Here is a 24,333-nt window from a genome sequence, read left to right as displayed (position 1 = left end):
ATAAATGAAACGTTCAGCAAGAGAGAAAAAAGAACCAAGAAAATTCAATAGAAAAATGCAGACAAAGCTGGCAGTATTATTTATTGTAATAATGCTGGCTTTAGTTGGATTATGTGCCAGGCTTACTTATATTAATGTAAAAAGCGGGGACAAATATACAAAGCAGGTTTTATCCCAACAGCGATATGACAGTCAGACAATTCCTTTTCGAAGAGGAGACATCGTCGACGCAAAGGGAACCGTTCTTGCCACAAGTGAAAAAGTATATAATGTTATTTTGGATCCGGCAGTGATCAATTCCAACGAAAAATATCTGGAACCGACCATAGCGGCACTGGTAAACAGCTTTGGTTTAAGTGAAACGGACTTACGCACGATTTTGACTGAAAAGCCAAAGAGCAGTTATGTGGTATTGTTAAAGCAATTGAGCTATGAAGAGATTCAACCATTTGTGCAGCTGCAAAATGAAGTGGATGAGAAAGATAATAAGGTAAATCCCTATATCAAGGGTGTATGGTTTGAAGATGAATATTTGAGAACCTATCCTTATGGCTCGCTGGCAAGCAGTGTAATCGGTTTCACCGTATCGGGAAACGTGGGTAATTGGGGAATTGAGCAGTATTATAATGAGGATCTAAACGGAACGGACGGAAGAGAATACGGTTATTTAAATGATGATTCAGAGCTTGAGAGAACGATTAAAGCGGCAACTGACGGGCATACGATTGTATCGACAATTGACGCAACCGTGCAAGGAATCGTGGAGCAGCATATCGCAGATTTTAATGAACAATATAAGGGAAAATACAGGGTGGATGATGATGGAAGTACGAATACTTCTGTTATAATAGCCAATCCTAATGATGGAAGCATTATTGCGATGGCAAGCAGCGCCAATCAGTATGATTTAAATAATCCAAGAGATTTATCGGGTTATTATACGGAAGAAGAGATTGAGGCGATGGATGATGACACCAAGCTTGAAAATCTAAATAAGATATGGAGAAATTATACCATTTCAGATACCTATGAGCCGGGATCTACGGCAAAGCCCTTGACGGTGGCGTCTGCGATAGAGAGCGGGAAAATTACAGGAAATGAAGTGTATCAGTGTAACGGATATCTGGAAGTGGGAGGATGGAAGATTAAATGTACCGGAGTTCACGGAAATATAACCGTGGAGCAGGCAATCATGAAATCTTGTAACGTTGCCCTTATGCAGATTGCAAAAGCGGAAGGAACAGAGATTTTTACCAGATACCAAGGCATCTTTAATCTGGGAAAGAAGACCGGAATTGATTTGCCGGGTGAGGGCAGCGGTATTCTTTATTCGTATGAAGATATGGGAGTGACCGATTTAGCGACAAACTCCTTCGGGCAGAACTTTAACGTGACGATGATACAGATGGTTTCGGCATTTTCTTCTGTCATAAACGGAGGATATTACTATAAGCCGCATGTTGTGAGTAAAATATTGGATTCGAACGGGGCGGTTCTATCTACAGTGGAGCCTGTGCTGTTAAAGCAGACCATTTCAAAGGCTACCTCGGATAAGTCAAAGCAGTTTCTGTTTTCTACAGTATCGACGGAAGCCGGTACCGGTAGATATGCAAAAGTAGCCGGATATGAGATGGGTGGTAAGACCGGTACTGCGGAAAAGGCAAACCGTGACAAGGAAAATTATTTGATCTCCTTTATAGGGTATGTACCGCAGGATAATCCCCAAGTTGTTATTTATGTAACAATTGATGAGCCAAACGTGGAGGATCAGGCACACAGTCAGATGGCGCAGGAAGTGGCAAAGGGAATCTTGGAGGAAATCCTTCCTTATTTGAATATATTCCCGACGCAGGATGTGCCGGCTGATGAAAACGAGGCAGGCACGAACAATACAGAAGAGACCACGCAGGAAGGCACAGCAGGCGAAACGACAGAAAATGGCCAAGGCCAGCAGACAAATACAGGCGATACAGAAACGGAGGTCACCGGTGATGAATATACCCTGCCATATGAAATGGGAGAGGCAGCGGAGGACAACATTTCTGAAAACAGCCCAACAAATTAAAAAAATATAATTAATCTTTAGCCTTTTAACCGTGAAAGGCAAAACAGAAAATTAAGCGAGACGTTCATAACCTCATAGTTATTGAAATAAAATATAATAATGACTTTTATGAGGCTTCCTATGATTAAGAGTAAAACTTTTAATAGAAAAAAGATTGTGATTGTTTTTGTGGTAGTATCTATCATTCTTCTGGCCCTGACAGGCAGGCTGTTCTATTTGATGATAGCCAAATCGGAATATTATCAGGAAAAGGCAGATCAGCTCCACGAGAGGGAGAGAGAGATTAAAGCTGCAAGAGGAAAAATTGTTGATGCAACAGGTGAAATTGTTGCGACAAACAAAACGGTATGTACGATATCGGTTATTCACAACCAGATTAAAGACCCGGAGCGAGTCATAGACGTGCTCTGTGAGGAGTTAGGACTTTCGGAAGAGACAGTCAGAAAAAGAGTTGAAAAATACAGCTCTATTGAGAGAATTAAGACAAATGTAGACAAGGAGATTGGCGATAAGATACGCTCCTATGAGCTGGCAGGAGTCAAGGTAGATGAGGATTTCAAGCGCTATTACCCATATGGAAGTCTGGCATCCAAGGTTTTGGGATTTACCGGAAGTGACAATCAAGGCATCATTGGTCTTGAGGTCAAATATGAGGAATACTTAAAAGGTCAAAACGGCTATATTCTGACGAAAACTGACGCAAGAGGAGTAGAGATTGAGGATGCGGCAGAGGAGAGAATGGAGCCGGTTGCAGGAAACGATTTATATATCAGTCTTGACACCAATATACAAAAATTCGCCGAGCAGTCAGCGGCGAAGGTGATGGAGGCAAAATCGGCGGAAGGTGTAAGTATCATTATTATGAACCCTCAAAGCGGGGAAATTATGGCGATGGTAAATCTGCCTGAATTTGATTTAAATGATCCGTTTACGCTGAACACAGAGCAATCTGGAGATTTGGATGAAAAGACAAAACAGACCTTATTAAATCAGATGTGGAGAAACCGGTGTATCAACGATACATATGAGCCGGGTTCCACCTTTAAGATAATTACCGCAGCGGCGGGCTTGGAAGAGGGCGTTGTAACCTTGGAGGATACATTTAGCTGTCCGGGCTTTAAGATTGTGGAGGACAGACGTATTCGATGTCATAAAATTGCAGGACACGGAGGGGAAACCTTTCTGGAGGGCGTTATGAACTCCTGTAACCCTGTATTTATCGAAGTGGGCTTGCGCCTTGGCGTAGAAAATATATTCAAATACTTTAACCAACTGGGGCTTATGACAAAGACCGGAGTAGATTTGCCGGGAGAAGCGGGAACGATTATGCATAAGCAGGAAAATGTAGGTCTCGTGGAGCTTGCTACAATGTCCTTTGGACAGTCCTTTCAAATTACACCGATACAGCTTGCCACAACAGTAAGCTCTATCATAAACGGCGGAACAAGAATTACCCCACATTTGGGTGTGGCTGTCAGAACCTATGACGGCGAACTGATTAAGGAATTTTCTTATCCGACCAAGGAAAACATTATTTCCAAAGAGACAACAGAGACTCTTCGATATGCGTTGGAGAAGGTAGTCTCAGAGGGAACGGGAAAAAAGGCTTATATTCCCGGCTTTCGAATCGGAGGAAAAACGGCGACGTCCCAGACACTGCCAAGAAGTGCCAACAAGTATATTTCTTCTTTTATAGGCTTTGCACCGGCGGAAAACCCTCAGGTGCTTGCACTGGCAGTAATTTACGACCCGAAGGGTATCTATTACGGCGGTACGATTGCCGCTCCTGTCGTACAGGAGATTTTTGGCAATATTCTTCCGTATTTAGGAATTGAACAGGTATATGAGGCTTCTGAGATAGCAGAATATAATATCGGCGAAATTACAATGCCAAGTCTTGTGGGATTGACGAAGAAGGAAGCTGCCTCTCTGCTTTCGGAATATGAATTGAATGCAGAGTATTTAAGTGAAGGGGAAACAGTGACAGATCAATTTCCACTGGCGGGAGAGACCATCAGCAAAACAAGCAATATTCTTCTCTATTTGGAGTAAAATAAGTTGATAAAATGCCAAAAAAGAATTATACTAGTTCATGTTGATACAAAGACAAAAGAAATTTGAGGTGTGAATCATGGATTACAGAATAGCAATACCTGTTGTCGCTGCATTTGTCATCAGTGCCATAACAGGACCGGGGGTAATTAAATATTTAACAAAATTGAAAGCGGGGCAGACAGTAAGAGATGACGGGCCTCAGACACATTTGAAGAAAACGGGAACTCCGACAATGGGCGGCGTATTGATCCTGCTTAGCATTGTTATCGTTTCTTTATTTTATATACAAAGGTATCCTAAGATTATTCCTATTTTATTCGTGACCTTAGGATTTGGTATTATCGGGTTTTTGGATGATTATATCAAGGTTGTTTTAAAGCGTTCGCTGGGACTTACAGCGGTGCAGAAGATGGCAGGAGAGATTATGGTCACGGTTATTTTTGCCTATTACCTTATCAATTTTACCGATGTGGGACTTGAAATGCTTGTCCCGTTTACAAACGGAGCTTATATTGATATTGGTGTTTTGGCAATTCCGCTTATGTTTATCGCAATTATCGGAACGGTAAACGGCGTCAATTTTACGGATGGTTTGGACGGCTTGGCATCAAGCGTAACGGTTTTGGTAGCAGCATTTTTTTCCTTGGCGGCTATCATGAAGGGAAGCGGAGTTGAGCCGATTACCTGTGCCGTAGTGGGAAGCCTTCTTGGATTTTTGCTATTTAATGCACACCCGGCAAGAGTGTTTATGGGAGATACAGGTTCCCTTGCCCTTGGCGGATTTGTGGCGGCAACCGCCTATATGCTTAAAATGCCGTTGTTTATTTTGATTGTCGGTTTAATCTACTTGGTGGAGGTAATGTCAGTTATACTGCAGGTAAGCTATTTTAAGCTGACACACGGAAAGCGTATCTTTAAGATGGCGCCTATCCATCACCACTTTGAACTGTGCGGCTGGGCAGAGACAAAGGTAGTTACGATATTTACAATTATTACAGCAATACTTTGCCTAATTGGCTTGGCGGCAATGTAGCAGGAGGAAATAACATGCAGTATACAGGTAAAAAGGTTTGCGTCATCGGAAGTGGAATAAGCGGTATCGGAGCGGCAGCTCTTTTGTCAAAGAGGGGCGCAGACGTTTTATTATATGACGGAAATGAGAAGGCAGACAGGGCGCAGATTGAGGGACGCTTGGCAGAATTTCCCAAGGTTCAGATTGTGATAGGGGAATTTCCGAAAGAGGTAATTTCTACCCTTGATTTGACGGTAATCAGTCCTGGTGTGCCGGTTGAGTTGCCTCTTATTGTGGAAATGAGAGCTGCCGGCGTGAAAATATGGGGAGAGGTCGAGTTAGCTTATCAATGCGGGAAGGGAAAGGTTGTAGCAATTACCGGAACAAACGGAAAAACAACAACAACAGCCTTGACTTTTGAGATTATGAAGAACTATTTTGAGAGTGCCTTTGTGGTTGGAAACATCGGGACGCCTTACACAAGTGTCGTGGATGACATGACAGAGAATTCTGTGACTGTTGCTGAGATAAGCAGCTTTCAGCTTGAGACAATCGAGGCATTTCAGCCGATGGCAAGTGCAATTTTAAATATTACACCGGATCATTTAGACAGACATAAGACGATGGAAAACTACATAGCGGTGAAAGAAAGTATCGTAAAGAATCAGACGGCAGAGCAGACCTGCGTTTTGAATTACGAGGATGAAGAGTTAAGAAGATTTGCAAAGACGATAGAGCCGAAAGTGATTTTCTTTAGCAGTATGAGGACGTTGCCTGAGGGTGTTTATCTTGACCAGGACAGTATTGTGTACCATGATGGTAAGAATGCAGTTGTAGTCTGTAAGACAGACGAATTAAATCTGCTGGGAAGGCATAACCATGAAAATGTCATGGCGGCGATTGCGCTTGCAATCAGCATGGAGGTACCGCTTTCTGTCATAAGGGAAACCGTGATGAATTTTGTGGCAGTGGAGCATAGAATTGAGTTTGTGCAAGAGAAAAACGGAGTTGCCTACTACAACGATTCAAAGGGAACTAACCCGGATGCAGCGATTAAAGGAATTCAGGCGATGAATAGGCCTACCATATTAATCGGTGGCGGCTACGATAAAAACTCGGAGTATGAAGAATGGATTCAAGCTTTTGATGGGAAGGTAAGATATCTTGTATTAATCGGTCAGACGCGGGAAAAAATTGCCGATGCGGCAAAACGATGCGGCTTTCATGATATTATTTTTGCAGAGACATTGGAGGAAGCGGTGAAGATTAGCGCCCAGAAGGCAGGCGCCGGAGATGCCGTTTTATTATCACCTGCCTGTGCGAGTTGGGGGATGTTTAAAAATTATGAAGAGCGCGGAAGAATGTTTAAAGACTATGTTCGTAATCTTTAAGTAGAAATAGAGGAGAGATGGCATGAGTCCAAGGGAAAATGAAAAACCACGCAGACGAAAAAAAGAGCATTACTTTGATTATAGCCTGTTATTTATCATTATTTTTTTAGTGTGCTTTGGATTGGTTATGATATATAGTACGAGCTCCTATAACGGACAGATAAAAGCAGGGGATTCAGCTTTTTACTTAAAGAAGCAGCTCATGGCAACGAGCCTTGGTATTGTTGCCATGCTGATTATATCAAGAATTGACTACCATTTCTGGGAACGTTTTACGCTGCTTGCATTTCTCTTAGCACATGTTTTATCGGCGGCTGTTTTGTTTGTCGGTACAGATTACAACGGTTCAAAAAGATGGCTGTATATCGGACCGCTGTCCTTTCAGCCTTCCGAATTTGCAAAGCTTGCGGTTATTCTCTTTTTGGCACTTGTCATCAGCAAGGTATCAAAAAATATTAAAAAATTTCGGACGATGATACTTGTTATTATTCTTTGTCTTCCGATCGTAGCACTTGTCGGGGTCAACAACTTAAGTACCGCAATTATTATTTTGGGAATTGCAGTTGTGCTCATTTTTGTGGCGAGTCCCAAATATCTCCAGTTTATTATAATCGGACTGGGCGGCATTGCATTTATGGGTATATTTATTTATTTGGAGCAGTACAGGGCGGAACGTCTTAAAATATGGCTGCATCCGGAAGCTTACGACAAAGGTTATCAGACACTGCAAGGTTTATATGCAATAGGCTCGGGCGGGATACTTGGAAAAGGTCTTGGTCAGAGTATGCAAAAGCTTGGTTTTGTGCCCGAGGCACAAAATGATATGATATTTTCCATTATCTGTGAGGAATTAGGGCTGTTTGGAGCCGTGTCACTGATTTTGCTGTTTATGCTTATGATCTGGCGTTTTATGATTATTGCGAACAATGCTCCGGATTTATACGGTTCTCTGATTGTGGTCGGCATCATGGGTCACATTGCGATACAGGTTATTTTGAACATCGCCGTTGTAACAAACTCCATACCAAACACAGGTATCACCTTGCCGTTTATCAGCTACGGAGGAACCTCGGCATTATTTTTACTATCCGAGATGGGGCTTGCCCTAAGTGTCTCACGGCAGGTAAAATTGGAGCAGTAGCAGTTTCGTAAAATTTTATAAATAGATAAGCTTCATTTATGAGGTGATTTACATAAGATAGAGAAGAAAAGTGTATTATATGGAGGTTGGCTTTGAACTCTATCAAAATTTCAGGCGGCAAACCACTTTGTGGCGAAGTAGTAGTACAGGGTTCTAAAAATGCAGCATTGCCGATGATTGCGGCGGCAGTGTTATGCGATGGTGTTACCGTTTTACATAATTGCCCTCAGATTATTGATGTAAATTATATGGCAGAAATTTTAAAAACAATTGGATGTAAGGTAGTATGGGAGGGACACTCCCTTATTATAGATGCAACATATGTAAATTCGTATGAGATACCGACTGAATTGGCGGATAAAATGAGGTCCTCCATTCTTGTGTCGGGTGCTTTGCTTGGAAGGCTTAACCATGCAAGGATTCCATATCCAGGAGGCTGTGTAATTGGTAAGCGGCCGATTGACCTCCATCTGGAGGCTTTTAAGCAGATGAATATTGGCATATTTGAGGAAGAGGACGGGCTGACGGCATATACAGAGCAGATAGTGGGCAATACCATTGAACTGCCGATTGCCAGCGTTGGTGCCACTGAAAACATTATGCTTGCCGGTGTCCGGGCAAAAGGAACCACGATTATCAAGAATGCGGCACGAGAGCCCGAGGTGGAAGAACTGGGCAGATTTCTAAATAAAATGGGAGGAGATATAAAGGGAGCAGGCACAAACAAGATTACGATAAGCGGTGTCGAAGCATTACACGGCACGCAGGTCGATATTACGCCAGATAGGATAGCAGCCGGAACCTACATATTGGCGGCAGTTGGTACGAGAGGAAGCATTATGTTAAAAAATGCTCCGATAAACCAGTTGGAAGCGTTACTTTCGGTGGTGGAGGAAATGGGAGCAAGCTATATGGTTCGTGAAGACTGTCTATGGATAGACGGCACGAATGCAAATAACTTTGTAGCCCATATCAAAACCGAAGTATATCCGGGATTTCCTACTGACTTACAATCTCAGCTTTTATCTGTTCTTACAATGGCAGAGGGAGTAAGCCTTGTCAGTGAAAGTATTTTTGAAGCAAGATTCAAAACGGTAGAATGGCTTCAAAAAATGGGTGCTGATATTATTCTGAACAATAACCATGCGAGAATTACCGGGGTAGCTTTTTTGCATGGCGAAGATGTGGAAGCGCAGGAACTGCGGGGAGGTGCAGCACTGATTATTGCCGGACTTATGGCAAAGGGCAGTACCAATATATCAAATGCCCACTATATACAGCGGGGCTATGAGGATATATGTAAAGATTTAGCAATGCTGGGAGCTGATATTTATTATGACTAAGAAAAACAAAAGAGGGCTGATTTTTGTTCTGGTGTTTCTGATACTGCTTGTGGGTATAATAATTACTGTTTTAAGCATATTTTCCGTCAAGAAAATAAAGATAACAGGAAATGAACACTATACAGAGGAAGAAATAAAAGAGCTGATATTCAACAACCAATACTGCTACAATTCTTTGTATTTATATTGGAAATATAACTATAAAAAGGATTATTCCATTCCCTTTGTCGACACGGTTGACGTGGAGTTAATATCGGGAAATGAGGTAAAGGTAGATGTCTATGAAAAAAGTCTGGCAGGCTACATCGAATACCTCGGCTCTTATATGTACTTTGATAAGGACGGAATTATAGTGGAAAGCTCGAGTGAGGCAGTGGAAGGAGTACCATTGATAACGGGTCTTAAGTTTAATCATATTTTACTGCATGAGGAATTACCGGTAGAGGATAAAGCAATTTTTAACACGATTGTCAGTGTGACGCAGTTACTTGACAAATACGGAATATCACCGGATAAGATTTACTTTAACAGTAATGATGAAATGACCCTTTATTTTGAGAATGCCAGAGTCTATATGGGGGCGGATAATGATACGGAGGAAAAAATAATCACACTCAAAAGTATATTACCTGATTTAGAAGGATTATCAGGTATCCTTCATATGGAAAATTATGTAGAAGGGACATCAAATATAACTTTTGAGAAAGATAAATAAAGAAAATAGTAGAAAATATTAAATTTATGTTGATAAATTTCAAAAAAAAATATATTATATAAGAAGTAAGTTTTTTTATGTGGAAAAGGAATGTGAAGGAGGAAGAACCTTGCTGGAAATAAAGACAAACGAAGCAGAATCTTCTGCAAAAATTATCGTCGTAGGAGTTGGCGGGGCAGGAAATAATGCTGTAAATAGAATGGTGGACGAGAAAATCGGAGGCGTAGAGTTTATCGGTATCAATACGGATAAACAGGCGTTACAGCTATGTAAGGCTTCTACACCGTTACAGATTGGAGAAAAATTAACAAAGGGACTTGGCGCAGGTGCTCAGCCGGAGGTTGGAGAAAAGGCTGCAGAGGAAAGCGCTGACGATATCCAGAAGGCGATTCAGGGAGCAGATATGGTATTTGTAACCTGCGGAATGGGCGGCGGAACCGGAACAGGTGCTGCACCGGTGGTTGCTAAAATTGCCAAGGACATGGGAATTTTAACCGTAGGTGTAGTGACAAAACCTTTTAAATTTGAAGCGAGAGCCAGAATGAGCAACGCGCTCAGTGGAATTGAAAGATTAAAAAACAGTGTAGACACTTTGATTGTCATTCCGAATGACAAGCTTCTTGAGATTGTCGACAGAAGGACAACCATGCCTGATGCACTTAAGAAAGCGGACGAGGTATTGCAGCAGGCAGTACAGGGAATTACAGACTTGATTAATCTTCCTGCATTAATCAACTTAGACTTTGCCGACGTTCAGACTGTTATGACGGACAAGGGTATTGCGCATATCGGTATCGGCAGGGCAAAGGGTGATGATAAAGCGATTGAGGCGGTAAAACAGGCAGTGGCAAGTCCTCTTCTTGAGACAACCATTACAGGTGCTTCACACGTTATTATTAATATTTCAGGTGATATTACACTTATGGATGCGAATGATGCGGCAAGTTATGTGCAGGATTTGGCAGGAGACAGTGCAAATATTATCTTTGGTGCTATGTATGATGATACATACACAGATGAAGCGAGCATTACCGTAATTGCGACAGGGCTTGATGCCAATGCTGGAAATGCAGCGCCGGGCAAAATCATGTCAAACTTTACTTACCCGTCAGGTGTGACAGCAGCACAGAGTGCAGCACGACCTGTAACAAGCGAAGTAAAGCTGACAGCAACACCTGGAGTCGCTCCAAGACCTTTGGCAGGAATACAAAGACCACGTACACCGGAGAGCAGCGTGGAAGAGAAGTCTATTAAGATTCCGGAGTTTTTACAGAAGAATCGTAAATAATAAAGTTTTTAAAGAGTCTGACAGTGTCAGGCTCTTTTTTGATTCAAAATGTAGAAAAAGTAAGATGAAAATAGTGGAACAGGGTATACGGTTTGACAAAAAATATAAAAGCCTCGTTTTATAATGATTACAGCTTAGACACATACTACAAAGCGAGGGGAGTGAACATTGTATTATGAGTTGTATGTAGATGTACTTTTTCTGATTAACATGTGTATGAACTTTTTTATATTGAGCATTGTTGGGAAGATATTAAGATGCACTGCCACGTATCTTAGAATCATTCTTATATGTGCGATAAGTTCAATGTTGACCATAGTTATAATCATGCTGCCGCTACAAGGTGTTCTGATTAAATATACTCTGATTTTCGGGGTAAATGTAATTAGTACGAAAACAGCATTAAAGCTAAAGGATGGAATTAGTATTTTAAAGGCGGTCATTTTACTTTATATAATGACTTTCCTATTTGGAGGAATACTTAATTTTCTGACCTACGCAAAAAAGATAAATGCAGAGCAGGTGCTTCTTGCAGGACTTCTTTTATTTATACTGGCAAGGGGTGCAATAAAAATAGATAGGTTTTACAAAAGAACCTCGGGTAAAGTTTGTGAAGTCACAATCAGTTTAAATGACAGGCGCTTAAGATTAAAGGGTTTGATGGACACGGGAAACAGTCTCGTTGACCCTGTGAGCAGACAGCCGGTCAATATTGTACCTTTTGAAGTGATAAAAGAGCTGCTTACGGACAAGGAAGCAATCTGTATAGAAAATTTTCTTGAGTACAAAGCAGAAGATATCGAGATGGAAGAGTTAGGAGAATTATATTACATACCATATAGCTCAGTGGGGAGAAAAAATGGGCTGCTGCCGGCAATTAAGGTGGAGGAATTATGCATTGTATATGGGGGAAGCGTAATCGAGGTTGCAAGACCGATGATAGGAATCTGCCAGAATGAATTTGTATCGGACAAAAGATATCAAATTATTTTAAATCCCAAATTAGTTGATTAATAGGAGGCTTATATATGTTTATTAAAGTATCAGTATCGAATCACTTTCAGTTTAGGGCAATGCCGTCATTTCAGAGTATGATGTTTTCAAAGGGGGGAGACATTCATTATATAGGAGGTGCCGATGTACTGCCGGCGCCTCTGGAGGCGGAAAAAGAGGCAGAGGTTATCAGTGACTTAGGAACGGACTATGACAAAGATGCAAAATCGGTTCTGATTGAGCACAACCTGAGACTGGTCGTATATATTGCAAAGAAATTTGACAATACGGGAGTCGGTGTGGAGGATTTAATTTCAATCGGAACGATAGGGTTGATAAAAGCGATTAATACCTTTAACCCGAATAAGAACATCAAGCTTGCCACCTATGCCTCAAGGTGTATTGAGAATGAGATACTCATGCATCTTAGAAGAAACAACAAGACAAAGATGGAGGTATCCATTGATGAGCCTTTAAATGTAGACTGGGATGGCAATGAATTATTGCTCTCCGATATATTGGGCACGGAGGAGGATATCATTTATAAGGATATTGAAAATGAGGTGGAGAGAAAGCTTCTAAACAAAGCAATTGATAAGCTCTCAGAGCGGGAAAAGACGATTGTTCGCCTCCGGTTCGGATTGAATGCGAGAGACGGCGAGGAGCTGACCCAAAAGGAGGTTGCCGATTTGCTTGGAATATCGCAGTCCTACATATCAAGGTTAGAGAAAAAAATAATCAGACGGCTGAAGAAGGAGATTGTCCGTTTTGAATAATAAAAGGTCGGGGTGCCGGATATTTAAAATCTGGCACCTGACCTTTTTTATATTGCATTTTATTCCTATTTCCGATAATCTAGTAATAAGTATAAGGGTGAAAGGGCGCGGGTGGAATATGCAGAAGGTTTTCTTGGTAGAGGATGAAATTGTAGTGCGGGAAGGTATTAAAAATAACATTGACTGGGAAAGAGAGGGATTTGAGTTTGTAGGAGAAGCAAGCGATGGCGAACTGGCTTATCCGATGATACGAAATTTAAAGCCGGATATTCTTATTACTGACATCAAAATGCCGTTTATGGACGGCTTGGAGCTGAGCAAGATGGTGAAGAAGGAATATCCAAGTATTAAGATTATTATTTTAAGCGGCTATAACGAGTTTGAGTATGCAAAGCAGGCAATCCAGATTGGCGTGACAGACTATCTGCTAAAGCCCATCTCCTCGGTAAAACTGATGGAGGCAATCGGTAAAGTGAGGGATATGATTGCGAAGGAGGCAGAGGAGAAAAAACTTTTAGAGCTGTACAAGAAGGAGATGGAGGAGAAGGTTGTTCACGAGAAGAAGAATTTCTTTTTTGAGATTATCCAGAATAAACTAAGCCTCCCACAGATGATTGAGAAGGGGGATAGGCTTGGAATTGATTTGGCAGCGGGGGCATACAGCATTTTGCTTTTGAAGATCAGTGTCAGAGGAAGCTCGTTTGAATACTCGGCAAACTTAATTAAGGCGCGGGAGGAGCTAAATATACTGCTTCAAAATAACAGCGAGGTCATTGAGTTTGAATGTGAAAATGAGATTATTGCGGTTATATTAAAGGCAAAGAACGAGGAGGCGTTGGAAACACTTCGCTCCAAGTATCATGATAAAATACTTGAAATACTGGAGGAAAAGCCTGAGCTTGAATATTTTGGAGGCATAGGAAGTATTGTTTTGCGAATCAGCGAGCTTCAGGATTCTTATTACATAGCGAACAAGGCGTTCTCGGCAAGATATTTTACGAAGACAAACCAGATATTAAAGGGAGACAAGCTGATAAAATGGAATACCTACAGCCATGACAGCATCGATATGCAGGCGATTGACGCAGAGAAGATGAACAAGGCTTTTTTGGAGCGCTTTATGAAAAACGGTTCGAAGGAAGAGATTGCAAACTTTGTGGAGGAGTATTTTGTCAGTTCGGGACATAAAAATATGAAGTCCATCCTGTTCCGGCAATACGCCATCCTGAATATCTATTTTTGTGTTGTCTCATTTTTGGAATCTATCGGATATTCCAAGGAAAAGGTTGTCAAGGAGATGGAGGGGTTTCAGGATTTAGATGAAATCATAGCCTCAGTGGAGACGAGCAAGACCTATATGGAGAAGCTGTTTTATCAGGCATTCTGTCTAAGAGATGCCGCGGCACGGCAAAGATACGGGGATGTGCTAAAGACGGCAAAGGAATACATTGAGGAAAATTATCATAAGGAGGATATTTCGCTGAATACGGTGGCATCCATTGTAAATATCAGTCCGACCTATTTCAGTGCGATATTTAGTCAGGAAATGGGGCAGACCTTTATTGAATTCTTGACGGAGACAAGAATGGACAAGGCGAAAGAGCTTTTGATGTGCTCGAATAAGAAGACAACGGAAATTGGATTTGAGGTGGGCTATAAGGACTCTCATTATTTCAGTTATATTTTCAAGAAAACACAGCAGTGTACCCCGAAGGAGTACCGGATGAGGGGGAGGGCATAGCAGAATGCAAAAGAAAAAAGGAAAATGGATGTCCTTGAATTTAAACAAAAAGCTTGTCCTGTTTGCCCTTATCATCATTGTTCCGATGGTAATTTTGATTATGTATTTGATACTGGCACTCATTAATTTCGGAAATGACTATGATAAGATTGTAAGAAATATCACGGCAGCAAACACATACAACATCAATTTCAAGGAAGAGATTGATTATAGCATGTACCGGATTGTAATTGGTTCGGCGGATTTTGAGACAGCAAAGGACTCAACGGAGATAAGAGACCCCTACGAAATCATTCAGGAAGCACGGGATGTTTTTGAAAACCTATACGGGATAACCAAAACACCGGGAAATAAAACGAGGCTGAAAAAGCTTTTGAAAAATCTGGATACGCTGGAGGACCGGGTTGACGATATCAAGCACAATCTAAGCCAAAAGGGAAAGTACGATGAAAATATTTACCTGCTGGACAAGAGCATTTATATCCTAAGTGAGATTATACAGGAGCATATTCAGCTTTATATTTATTATGAAGCGTCCAATTTTGAGACGATTCGAAATGAGCTGTCCATGCAGCAGGACAATGCGGTCCGGATTAGCTTGTGTGCTTTCGCCATTATTTTAACATCATCCGTTCTGGTTTCTATGGTTATTGTGAAAAGTGTAACAAAGCCGATCAAGGAGCTGTGTGACACGACAGAGCTTGTTGCACGAGGCGATTTCACGACAAGGGCAGTGGTGGAATCTGACGACGAAATAGCGGTGTTGACAAACAGCTTCAATGATATGATACAAAAAATCGGAGATTTAGTAGAGGATATCAAAAAAGAGCAGAAGAACCTGCGTGTCACGGAGCTAAAGCTATTGCAGGCACAGATTAATCCACATTTTCTCTATAACACGCTGGATACGATCATCTGGCTTGCAGAAGGCAAGCAGACTGAACAAGTGGTCAATATGGTAACCTCTCTGTCTGATTTTTTCCGTACCGTACTCAGTGAAGGGCGGGATTATATCACAATTGCAGAGGAGGAGTCCTACATCAGAAGCTATTTGGAAATCCAACAGTTTCGTTATCGCGATATATTAGAATATGAAATTGCAATCGACTCTGATATCCACGGATACAATATACTGAAGCTTACCCTGCAGCCGCTGGTTGAAAATGCTTTATATCACGGGATAAAAAATAAGAGAGGCAGAGGAAAAATTTGGGTAAGGGGAAGAAGGGAACAGGACGGTATCTATTTGGAGGTGGAGGACAACGGAAAGGGCATGTCAGAGGAAGAACTCATTTTTATTCGCAAGCGGGTAAAGGGGGATGCCGAGACGCTAAGTCAAAGGGGCTTCGGACTCGCCAATGTTGATGAGCGAATCAGATTAAACTATGGTATTGAATACGGATTACGGTTTGAAAGTGTTTTAGGAGAGGGAACGAAGGTCAGTGTCATCCTTCCGCTTAGCAAAACGTAAAAAATTCTACCAAAATTATAAAAAAACGAACTTTTTTTGAAATATAATCAAATCCGTTCGTTTTTTTTATTAAAAAATAATAAAATTGTGAACAAAGGCAATAAGTTATTCCGTATTTTTATAGGCGAACCCGAGGTAAAATATAGCATGTAACCGGGAGTAAGCATGAATAGCAGGAGGATTAAAGGTATGAAAAAGAAATTTTTATGTACGATGATCAGTGTAGCAATGACAGCGGTAATGCTGGCAGGCTGTGGCGGTGGGGGAACGACAGCCACAACAGAAACATCAACGGCAGATACGGCGGCTACGACGGAAACAACAGCGCCGGCAGCTACAACGGAGACAGCACAAGATGATGCAGCAGCAGGCGGTGAGAATATTGTAGTCGGCTTTTCACAGGTAGGAGCGGAGTCTGACTGGAGAACAGCAAATACTGCTTCCATGAAGGCAACGTTTACAGAAGAAAACGGATACACCTTATTGTTTGACGATGCACAGCAGAAACAGGAAAATCAGATTAAGGCAGTTCGTAACTTTATTCAGCAAGATGTTGATTACATCGTAATCGCACCGGTTACAGAGACCGGATGGGATACCGTACTCAAGGAAGCACAGGACGCAGGAATTCCGGTTATCATCGTAGACCGTATGGTAGATGTTTCTGATGACTCCTTATATGAGGCATGGGTAGGCTCCAACTTCTTGCAGGAAGGCTATGACGCAGCAGACTGGCTGGCAGAATATCTTGATAAACAGGGCAGAAGTTCTGAAGAAATCAATATCGTAACCTTACAGGGAACAATCGGCGCATCAGCACAGATTGGACGTACAAACGGTATTGAAGAAAAAATGGCAGAGCATTCCAACTGGAAGATGTTAGAGAGACAGACAGGTGAATTTACACAGGCAAAGGGTCAGGAAGTTATGGAATCCTTCTTGAAATCTTATGATGATATCGATGTTGTAATTGCTGAGAACGATAACATGGCATTCGGCGCAATCGATGCAATTAAGGCAGCAGGAAAGACATGCGGACCAGACGGCGATATTATTATCGTATCCTTTGATGCAGTTTCAGCAGCATTTGATTCCATGATTGCAGGTGATATGAACGTATCTGTTGAGTGTAATCCATTGCACGGACCACGTGTAGCTGAATTAATCCAGAAGCTTCAGAATGGCGAAACAGTTGAAAAAATCGCATATGTAGAAGAAGGCGTATATCCGGCTGAGACAGCGGAGGCAAAAAAACCGACTCGCGAATATTAAAATGAAGACGGGCTTGTCCCGAAACGTATGGAGAACTGGAAATCAGTTCTCCATACTAACATAAAGGCTTTTATATAGAAAAGAGAGGATGGAATTACATGGAACAAGGCGTTGTACTTACAATGAGGCAAATAGGCAAAACTTTTCCGGGAGTAATTGCCTTGGAAAATGTAGATTTTACATTGCGAAAGGGAGAGATTCATGCACTTATGGGAGAAAACGGTGCAGGAAAATCAACCTTAATCAAGGTATTAACCGGTGTGGAAGAGTTTGAGACCGGAGAAATTAAAATGGATCAAATAGACGGAGCAATCATAAATAAATCTCCGCAGGAAGCACAGAAAAACGGAATCAGTACCGTTTATCAGGAGGTAAACCTCTGCCCCAACTTATCCGTTGCGGAAAATCTTTTTATCGGAAGAGAACCCCAAAAGAGAGGTATGATAGACTGGAAGCAGATGAACAAAAAGTCAAAGGAGCTGCTTGCAAGCCTGGATATTGATATTGATGTGACAAAAGCATTAGAAAATTATTCCATTGCCATTCAGCAAATGATTGCCATCGCAAGAGCGGTGGATATGTCGGCAAAGGTTTTAATATTAGATGAGCCAACCTCCTCCCTCGATGACAGTGAGGTGGAAAAACTATTCCGCCTGATGAAAAAGTTAAAGGGTGACGGAGTCGGCATTATATTTGTAACACATTTTCTGGAGCAGGTATATGAGGTGTGTGACCGTATTACTGTTTTACGAAACGGAACGCTCGTGGGGGAATATGAGGTAGAAAACCTGCCGCGTGTACAGCTTGTGGCGAAAATGATGGGAAAAGACTTTGATGATTTGGCTGCTATCAAAAAGGATGAAGAGCAGGGAAAGATTTCAGAGGAGGTCATCATTGAAGCGAAAGGACTGGGACACACGGGAAGTATCAAGCCTTTTGATCTTCAGATACATAGAGGAGAGGTAATCGGTCTGACCGGACTGTTAGGATCGGGAAGATCGGAGCTTGCAAGATGCATTTACGGAGCAGACAAACCTGACAGCGGAGAGCTGTTTGTGAAAGGACAAAAGCTGTTGGTAGGTGCACCGATTGATGCGATGCAGCAGGGAATGGCATATCTGCCGGAGAACCGAAAAGAAGAGGGAATTATTGCTGACTTGTCAGTTCGTGAAAATATTATCATTGCCCTTCAGGCAAAAAGGGGAATGTTAAAGCCGCTGAGCAGAAAAGAGCAAGAAGAGTTCACAGATCAATACATCGAGCTTTTACAGATTAAGACGGCAAACCGTGAGACACCGATTAAGCAGCTTAGCGGAGGAAACCAGCAAAAAGTTATTTTGGGAAGATGGCTTTTGACAAATCCTGATTTTCTCATATTGGATGAGCCGACAAGAGGTATTGACGTGGGAACAAAAACGGAAATCCAAAAGCTTGTGCTGGAGCTTGCAAAAAAGGGAATGGCAGTCATGTTTATATCCTCTGAAATCGAAGAGATGATAAGAACCTGCAGCAAAATGGCGGTTCTGAGAGACGGCTTAAAGGTTGGAGAATTAAAGGAGAGTGAGCTGTCACAAAACTCCATTATGAAGGCAATTGCAGGAGGTGCTAAAAATGACTAAAATAAAAAAAATAACGAGCTATGGACTTTTTCTTCCTATACTTTGTCTCATACTTGTATTGCTGATTAACGTAATCAAGACACCGACATTTTTTGAAGTCAGTATAAAAAACGGTGTGTTATATGGCTATATCATTGACGTAATCAACCGCGCAAGCGAGCTTGTCATACTGGCGGTCGGCATGACGCTTGTGGTGGCATCCTCCGGCGGTACCGATATTTCGGTTGGTGCGGTCATGTCAGTGGCGGCAGCCATCTGCTGTTTTGTGCTGGCAGCAGGAGAGCAAACCATCAATGCATACCAGAATCCTTACATTCTGGGAATTATCATAGCGTTGGTAATCGGGGTTGTATGCGGCTGCTGGAACGGCTTTTTGGTGGCGAAGATGAAGATACAGCCTATGGTCGCCACGCTCATCCTGTTTACGGCAGGAAGAGGAATTGCACAGCTTATTACCAAAGGACAGATTACTTATATCAGAGTAGAAAATTATAAATTACTTGGGGGAAATATACCGGGGATACCGCTTCCGACCACAATTTTTGTTGTCGTGATTGTGGTGGTTCTTGCCAACCTGATATTAAAAAAGACAGCACTCGGCTTATACATTCAGTCTGTCGGCATCAATTCCAAGGCATCCAGAGTGGTAGGGCTCAAATCTTCACGGATTATTTTCCTAACCTACGCCTTTTGCGGACTGTGTGCAGGAATTGCGGGCTTGATGGCGTCCTCCCGTATTTATTCGGCAGATGCAAATAATATCGGACTGAACATGGAACTGGATGCAATTTTAGCGGTGGCGCTCGGAGGAAACAGTCTCTCAGGAGGTAAATTTTCCATACTCGGCAGTGTAATCGGGGCATATACCATTCAGGCATTGACCACAACACTTTATGCCATGAGTGTATCGGCAGACCAGCTACCGGTTTACAAGGCAATTGTCGTAGTCATCATCGTATCCTTACAGTCTAAGGAATTCAATAAGATGGTGCGCGGATTAAAGGCAAAGCTAAAGGACGGTAAGGAAAGAGAGAAGGTGGCATAATGGGGAAAAAGAAATTAAAGCTTGATTCAAATACATATCTTTTACTCATTACGATTATTCTGTTCATCGTAATGTATGCCGCAGGAGTGGTAGTCTTCCACGACAAGGGATTTGGAAGAATTCAGGTATTTTTAAATCTGTTTATCTCAAACGCAGGACTTATTGTTGTTGCAGCAGGTATGACAATCATCATGATTACCGGGGGAATTGATATTTCGGTTGGCTCTGTGGTCGCCCTCGTGTGTATGCTTCTTGCATGGATGATGGAAAACAAAGGCATGGGAGCGATACCGGCACTGCTCATCGTGCTTGTGATAGGATTAATATTCGGAGTGGCACAGGGTTTTTTGGTCGCCTACTTAAAAATTCAGCCGTTTATCGTAACCTTGGCAGGCATGTTTTTTGCGAGAGGTATGACGGCAATTATCAGCCAGGACATGATTAGTATTAAAAATGAAATGTTTCTAAGCTGGGCAAATGCAAAGATTTATCTGCCCTTTGGCGGAACGGTGAACAAAAAGGGCATGATGCTTTATCCATACGTCTATCCGAGCGTTATCATTGCCATCCTCATTCTGGCTGCGGTATTTATCATGTTAAAGTATACAAAATTCGGACGCTCCATCTATGCGGTGGGCGGAAATGAGCAGTCGGCACTTCTGATGGGATTAAATGTAAGAAGAATCAAATTAAAGGCATATATATTAAACGGATTCTTGTGTGCGGTGGGAGGATTTTTGTTCTGCCTCAACACAAGTGCCGGTTTTGTGGAGCAGGCAAAGGGCTTTGAGATGGAGGCGATTGCCTCGGCGGTTATCGGTGGAACGCTTTTGACCGGAGGAGTCGGAAACGTAATCGGAAGTTTGTTTGGTGTATTGATTAAAGGAACAATCGAGACATTTATCACCTTTCAGGGAACACTGTCCTCATGGTGGACGAAAATTACGATTGCGGCACTTCTAGCCTTCTTTATCATATTGCAAAGCTTATTTGCAAAAGCAAATAGTAAGAAGAACGCATAAGGATATTTACAAGGAGACTTTTATAAAATGGGAAGATTATCATTTTATAAAAGTCTCTTTGCGTAGTTTATAGTTGACCTTTTCTTGGTGAGCGTTTAGAATAAATACTAGAGTCAGGATAAGAAATTAGGATTAAAATTAGGAGATTATTATGAAAATACTTTTTATTTCTCTCGGCTGTGATAAAAACTTAGTCGATACCGAGGTTATGCTTGGAATATTGTCCAAGGAGGGCTTTGAATTTACAGACGATGAGACGCAGGCAGACGTAATTGTCGTAAACACCTGTTGTTTTATTAACGATGCCAAGGAGGAGAGCATTAATACGCTTTTGGAAATGGCAGAGTATAAGAAAACAGGAAATTGTAAGGCGTTGATTGCGGCAGGCTGTTTGGCACAACGATATAAGCAGGAGATTCAGGAGGAAATTCAGGAGGTAGATGCCATTTTGGGAACAACCTCCATTGACAGTATATTAGAGGCAGTAAATGCCAGCTTAAAGGGCGAAAAGACACAGTTTTTAGAAAATGTGGACCGCTTGCCGGAGCACAAGGTAAACCGTGTTGTGACGACGGGAGGTTACTATGCACATTTAAAAATTGCAGAAGGATGCGATAAGCACTGTACCTACTGCATTATTCCAAAGATTAGAGGGAATTATAGAAGTGTGCCGATGGAAGAGTTGATTGGGGAAGCCACAGCACTTGCTGAGCAGGGCGTGAAAGAACTGATTTTGGTTGCGCAAGAGACAACACTTTATGGCGTAGACTTATACGGAAAGAAAAGTCTCCCGACACTTTTGAAAGAGCTTTGTAAAATCAGAGGAATTGACTGGATCAGAATTCAATATTGTTATCCGGAGGAAATTACCGATGAGTTGATTGAGACGATAAAATCGGAGCCTAAAATTTGCCATTATCTGGATTTGCCGATACAGCATGCAAATGATCAAGTGCTCAAGCGTATGGGAAGAAGAACGGACAAGGAGCAGTTAATCAGCATTGTAGAGAAACTTCGAAAAGAGATACCTGATATCGCAATCAGAACAACATTAATAACCGGATTTCCGGGAGAGACGCAGGAGCAGCACGAGGAGCTTATGGGCTTTATTGATGACATGGAATTTGACCGTCTTGGCGTGTTTACCTACTCACCGGAGGAAGATACCCCGGCAGCGCTTATGGCAGAGCAGATTGACGAGGAAGTCAAGCAGGACAGACGCGCGGAGCTTATGGAGCTTCAGCAGGAAATTGTGTTTGACAGAGAGGATAATATGCTTGGAAGAGTGCTTACCGTGCTCATTGAAGGAAAAGTAGTGGATGAAAATGCTTATGTGGGGAGAACCTACAAGGACGCCCCGAATGTGGACGGATATATTTTCATCAACACGGACGAGGAGCTTGTGTCAGGAAATTTCGTTAAGGTCAAAGTAACCGGAGCTGTGGAATATGATTTGATAGGAGAGATTGCAGATGAATTTACCAAATAAACTGACCATATTAAGAGTAATCATGATACCGTTCTTCTTGATTTTTATGTTGACGGATATTATGGGAGAAAACGGAAAATATGTTGCGCTTGTATTGTTTGCGGGAGCCAGTTTCACTGACTTTCTGGACGGATATCTGGCAAGAAAATATAAGCTTGTAACGAATTTTGGAAAGTTTATGGACCCATTGGCGGATAAGCTGCTTGTAAGTGCTGCTTTAATTTCCTTTGTGGAGCTTGGGCAGTTACCTGCATGGATTGTTATCACAATTATAAGCCGTGAGTTTATCATAAGCGGATTTCGTCTTGTTGCCTCTGATAGTGGGGTTGTCATTGCGGCAAGCTACTGGGGCAAGTTTAAGACTGTGTCACAGATGATTATGATTATTTTGCTCATCATCGATATCCAGGCAGCGGCTTATATCATACTGGAAAATATTTTTATCTACTTAGCATTGATTTTAACAGTTGTGTCACTTATTGATTATTTGATAAAAAATAAGAATGTGTTAAGTGAAGGGAGCAATAAATAAATGGTAGTGGAATTAATATCGGTCGGAACTGAAATTTTACTCGGAAATATTGTGAACACGAATGCCAGCTTTCTGGCAGAAAAGTGTGCAACGTTGGGATTATCTTTGTATTACCAGACTTCTGTCGGAGACAACCAAAAACGAGTTGAGGAGACGCTGCAGACAGCGCTTGGACGCTCAGATGTAGTTATTATGACAGGAGGCTTAGGACCGACTCAGGATGATTTGACGAAGGAGGCAGCTTCCGAGGTTATGGGAAAGGAGCTTGTGGAGGATCCACACACAAGACAGAGAATTACCCAGTATTTCAGCAAAAACCAGACAATAATTACGGAGAACAACTGGAAGCAGGCACTTGTGCCGGATGGAGCTATCGTTGTGGACAATGACAACGGAACAGCGCCCGGCATCATTATCGAGGACGGCGGAAAAACTGTTATTCTTCTTCCGGGACCTCCGAATGAGTTAATTCCGATGTTTACGAAGGATATCGCGCCTTATTTAAATAAGCTTCAGCCAGAGACTATTTATTCGAGGATGATTAAGCTATGCGGCATCGGTGAGAGTGCAGCGGAGACGATGATAAAGGATATGATAGCCGAGCAGACCAATCCGACCATTGCACCTTATGCAAAAGTAGGCGAGGTGCACCTTCGTGTAACGGCAAAGGCGAAGGATGAAGAGGAAGCGAAGAAGCTTATCAAGCCGGTTGTAAAGGAATTAAAGGCACGCTTCGGAAGCAATGTATATTCCACCGATGAGGAGGAAACATTAGAAGAGTCGATCGTAAAACTGCTTATTAAAAAGAAGCTGACCGTCTCAACGGCAGAGTCTTGCACCGGCGGTATGCTGGCGGCACGTTTGGTCAATGTATCAGGAGTGTCCGATGTATTTCGTCAGGGCTTTATCACCTATTCAAACAAAGCGAAGAGAAAGCTGTTAAGCGTGCAGAAGAGTACACTTAGGGAGCACGGAGCTGTGAGTGCGAAGACTGCGAAGGAGATGGCAAGAGGCGGTGTTATTGCGGCAGATTCTGATATTTGTGTTGCTATCACCGGAATTGCGGGACCGGAGGGCGGAACCGATGAAAAGCCGGTAGGACTTGTATATATTGCCTGCTGTGTGGACCACAAGGTGACCGTTAAGGAATTCCATTTTACAGGCAACCGCCAGAAGGTGAGAGAACAGTCTGTTGTGAAGGCATTGACCTTACTTCGTGACTGCATCTTGGACGTCTAAAAAGGGAAAAATAGTAAGTGATCGAAACACGGTCACTAAGTGCTCATAGCTAAAAAATAGTATTTACATAAATTTTTATCTATGTTATACTATCTCAGTATGAGAATTTAGCCAATATTCGGAA

The 24,333-nt window shown here is 42.1% G+C and carries 19 protein-coding genes; all 19 read left to right on the top strand.

The window, feature by feature from the left end:
* Window positions 1-4 precede the first annotated feature (4 nt).
* The 19 genes from CTY48_RS11020 (at window position 5) to CTY48_RS10930 (ending at window position 24,209) form a co-directional block, all read left to right on the top strand.
* Window positions 5-2,065, top strand: a complete 2,061-nt coding sequence (locus CTY48_RS11020) for a peptidoglycan D,D-transpeptidase FtsI family protein (RefSeq protein WP_099468542.1) — start codon at window positions 5-7, stop codon at window positions 2,063-2,065.
* Between the two features lie 120 nt (window positions 2,066-2,185).
* Complete coding sequence (locus CTY48_RS11015) at window positions 2,186-4,117, top strand: penicillin-binding transpeptidase domain-containing protein (protein WP_236354894.1); 1,932 nt, start codon at window positions 2,186-2,188, stop codon at window positions 4,115-4,117.
* Between the two features lie 79 nt (window positions 4,118-4,196).
* The gene (gene mraY / locus CTY48_RS11010) at window positions 4,197-5,153 is read left to right on the top strand and encodes a phospho-N-acetylmuramoyl-pentapeptide-transferase (RefSeq protein ID WP_099468541.1); all 957 of its coding nucleotides are present in this window, start codon (window positions 4,197-4,199) and stop codon (window positions 5,151-5,153) included.
* Between the two features lie 14 nt (window positions 5,154-5,167).
* Window positions 5,168-6,523, top strand: coding sequence for a UDP-N-acetylmuramoyl-L-alanine--D-glutamate ligase (murD, locus tag CTY48_RS11005; RefSeq protein ID WP_099468540.1), 1,356 nt, complete (start codon window positions 5,168-5,170; stop codon window positions 6,521-6,523).
* Window positions 6,524-6,545: 22 nt separating this feature from the next.
* Window positions 6,546-7,664, top strand: coding sequence for an FtsW/RodA/SpoVE family cell cycle protein (locus tag CTY48_RS11000; protein ID WP_099468539.1), 1,119 nt, complete (start codon window positions 6,546-6,548; stop codon window positions 7,662-7,664).
* A 92-nt stretch (window positions 7,665-7,756) separates the two neighbouring features.
* Complete coding sequence (gene murA / locus CTY48_RS10995) at window positions 7,757-9,007, top strand: UDP-N-acetylglucosamine 1-carboxyvinyltransferase (RefSeq protein WP_099468538.1); 1,251 nt, start codon at window positions 7,757-7,759, stop codon at window positions 9,005-9,007.
* Window positions 9,000-9,722, top strand: a complete 723-nt coding sequence (locus CTY48_RS10990) for a cell division protein FtsQ/DivIB (protein ID WP_099468537.1) — start codon at window positions 9,000-9,002, stop codon at window positions 9,720-9,722. Before murA ends, CTY48_RS10990 begins: the two co-directional genes overlap by 8 nt.
* Before the next feature lie 109 nt (window positions 9,723-9,831).
* On the top strand, window positions 9,832-11,010 hold the full coding sequence (ftsZ, locus tag CTY48_RS10985; RefSeq protein ID WP_099468536.1) for a cell division protein FtsZ: 1,179 nt from the start codon (window positions 9,832-9,834) through the stop codon (window positions 11,008-11,010).
* Window positions 11,011-11,178: 168 nt separating this feature from the next.
* The gene (locus CTY48_RS10980) at window positions 11,179-12,024 is read left to right on the top strand and encodes a sigma-E processing peptidase SpoIIGA (RefSeq protein ID WP_099468535.1); all 846 of its coding nucleotides are present in this window, start codon (window positions 11,179-11,181) and stop codon (window positions 12,022-12,024) included.
* 14 nt (window positions 12,025-12,038) lie between these two features.
* The gene (sigE, locus tag CTY48_RS10975) at window positions 12,039-12,779 is read left to right on the top strand and encodes an RNA polymerase sporulation sigma factor SigE (protein ID WP_099468534.1); all 741 of its coding nucleotides are present in this window, start codon (window positions 12,039-12,041) and stop codon (window positions 12,777-12,779) included.
* A 133-nt stretch (window positions 12,780-12,912) separates the two neighbouring features.
* Window positions 12,913-14,520 (top strand): response regulator, encoded by a 1,608-nt coding sequence (locus CTY48_RS10970; protein WP_236354892.1) that lies wholly within the window; start codon window positions 12,913-12,915, stop codon window positions 14,518-14,520.
* Between the two features lie 4 nt (window positions 14,521-14,524).
* Window positions 14,525-15,991, top strand: a complete 1,467-nt coding sequence (locus CTY48_RS10965; protein ID WP_236354889.1) for a sensor histidine kinase — start codon at window positions 14,525-14,527, stop codon at window positions 15,989-15,991.
* A 189-nt stretch (window positions 15,992-16,180) separates the two neighbouring features.
* Window positions 16,181-17,263 (top strand): ABC transporter substrate-binding protein, encoded by a 1,083-nt coding sequence (locus tag CTY48_RS10960; protein WP_099468533.1) that lies wholly within the window; start codon window positions 16,181-16,183, stop codon window positions 17,261-17,263.
* A 98-nt stretch (window positions 17,264-17,361) separates the two neighbouring features.
* Window positions 17,362-18,882 carry a sugar ABC transporter ATP-binding protein gene (locus CTY48_RS10955; RefSeq protein WP_099468532.1) on the top strand — a complete coding sequence of 507 codons (1,521 nt, stop codon included), beginning with the start codon at window positions 17,362-17,364 and terminating at the stop codon, window positions 18,880-18,882.
* Window positions 18,875-19,927 (top strand): ABC transporter permease, encoded by a 1,053-nt coding sequence (locus CTY48_RS10950; RefSeq protein WP_099468531.1) that lies wholly within the window; start codon window positions 18,875-18,877, stop codon window positions 19,925-19,927. The genes CTY48_RS10955 and CTY48_RS10950 overlap by 8 nt, the downstream gene beginning before the upstream one ends.
* A complete protein-coding gene (locus tag CTY48_RS10945) occupies window positions 19,927-20,949 on the top strand; it encodes an ABC transporter permease subunit (RefSeq protein WP_099468530.1) in 1,023 nt (340 codons plus the stop codon). The genes CTY48_RS10950 and CTY48_RS10945 overlap by 1 nt, the downstream gene beginning before the upstream one ends.
* Window positions 20,950-21,100: 151 nt before the next feature.
* Window positions 21,101-22,438 carry a 30S ribosomal protein S12 methylthiotransferase RimO gene (gene rimO, locus CTY48_RS10940; protein WP_099468529.1) on the top strand — a complete coding sequence of 446 codons (1,338 nt, stop codon included), beginning with the start codon at window positions 21,101-21,103 and terminating at the stop codon, window positions 22,436-22,438.
* Window positions 22,422-22,970: a CDP-diacylglycerol--glycerol-3-phosphate 3-phosphatidyltransferase gene (pgsA, locus tag CTY48_RS10935; protein ID WP_099468528.1), complete on the top strand. Its 549-nt coding sequence runs from the start codon at window positions 22,422-22,424 to the stop codon at window positions 22,968-22,970. Before rimO ends, pgsA begins: the two co-directional genes overlap by 17 nt.
* The gene (locus CTY48_RS10930) at window positions 22,971-24,209 is read left to right on the top strand and encodes a competence/damage-inducible protein A (protein WP_099468527.1); all 1,239 of its coding nucleotides are present in this window, start codon (window positions 22,971-22,973) and stop codon (window positions 24,207-24,209) included.
* The last annotated feature ends 124 nt before the right edge of the window (window positions 24,210-24,333 follow it).

This window comes from Konateibacter massiliensis (assembly GCF_900184995.1).
Lineage (GTDB): Bacteria > Bacillota > Clostridia > Lachnospirales > Lachnospiraceae > Lachnotalea > Lachnotalea massiliensis.
This window is presented reverse-complemented; position numbering and strand designations above follow the sequence as displayed.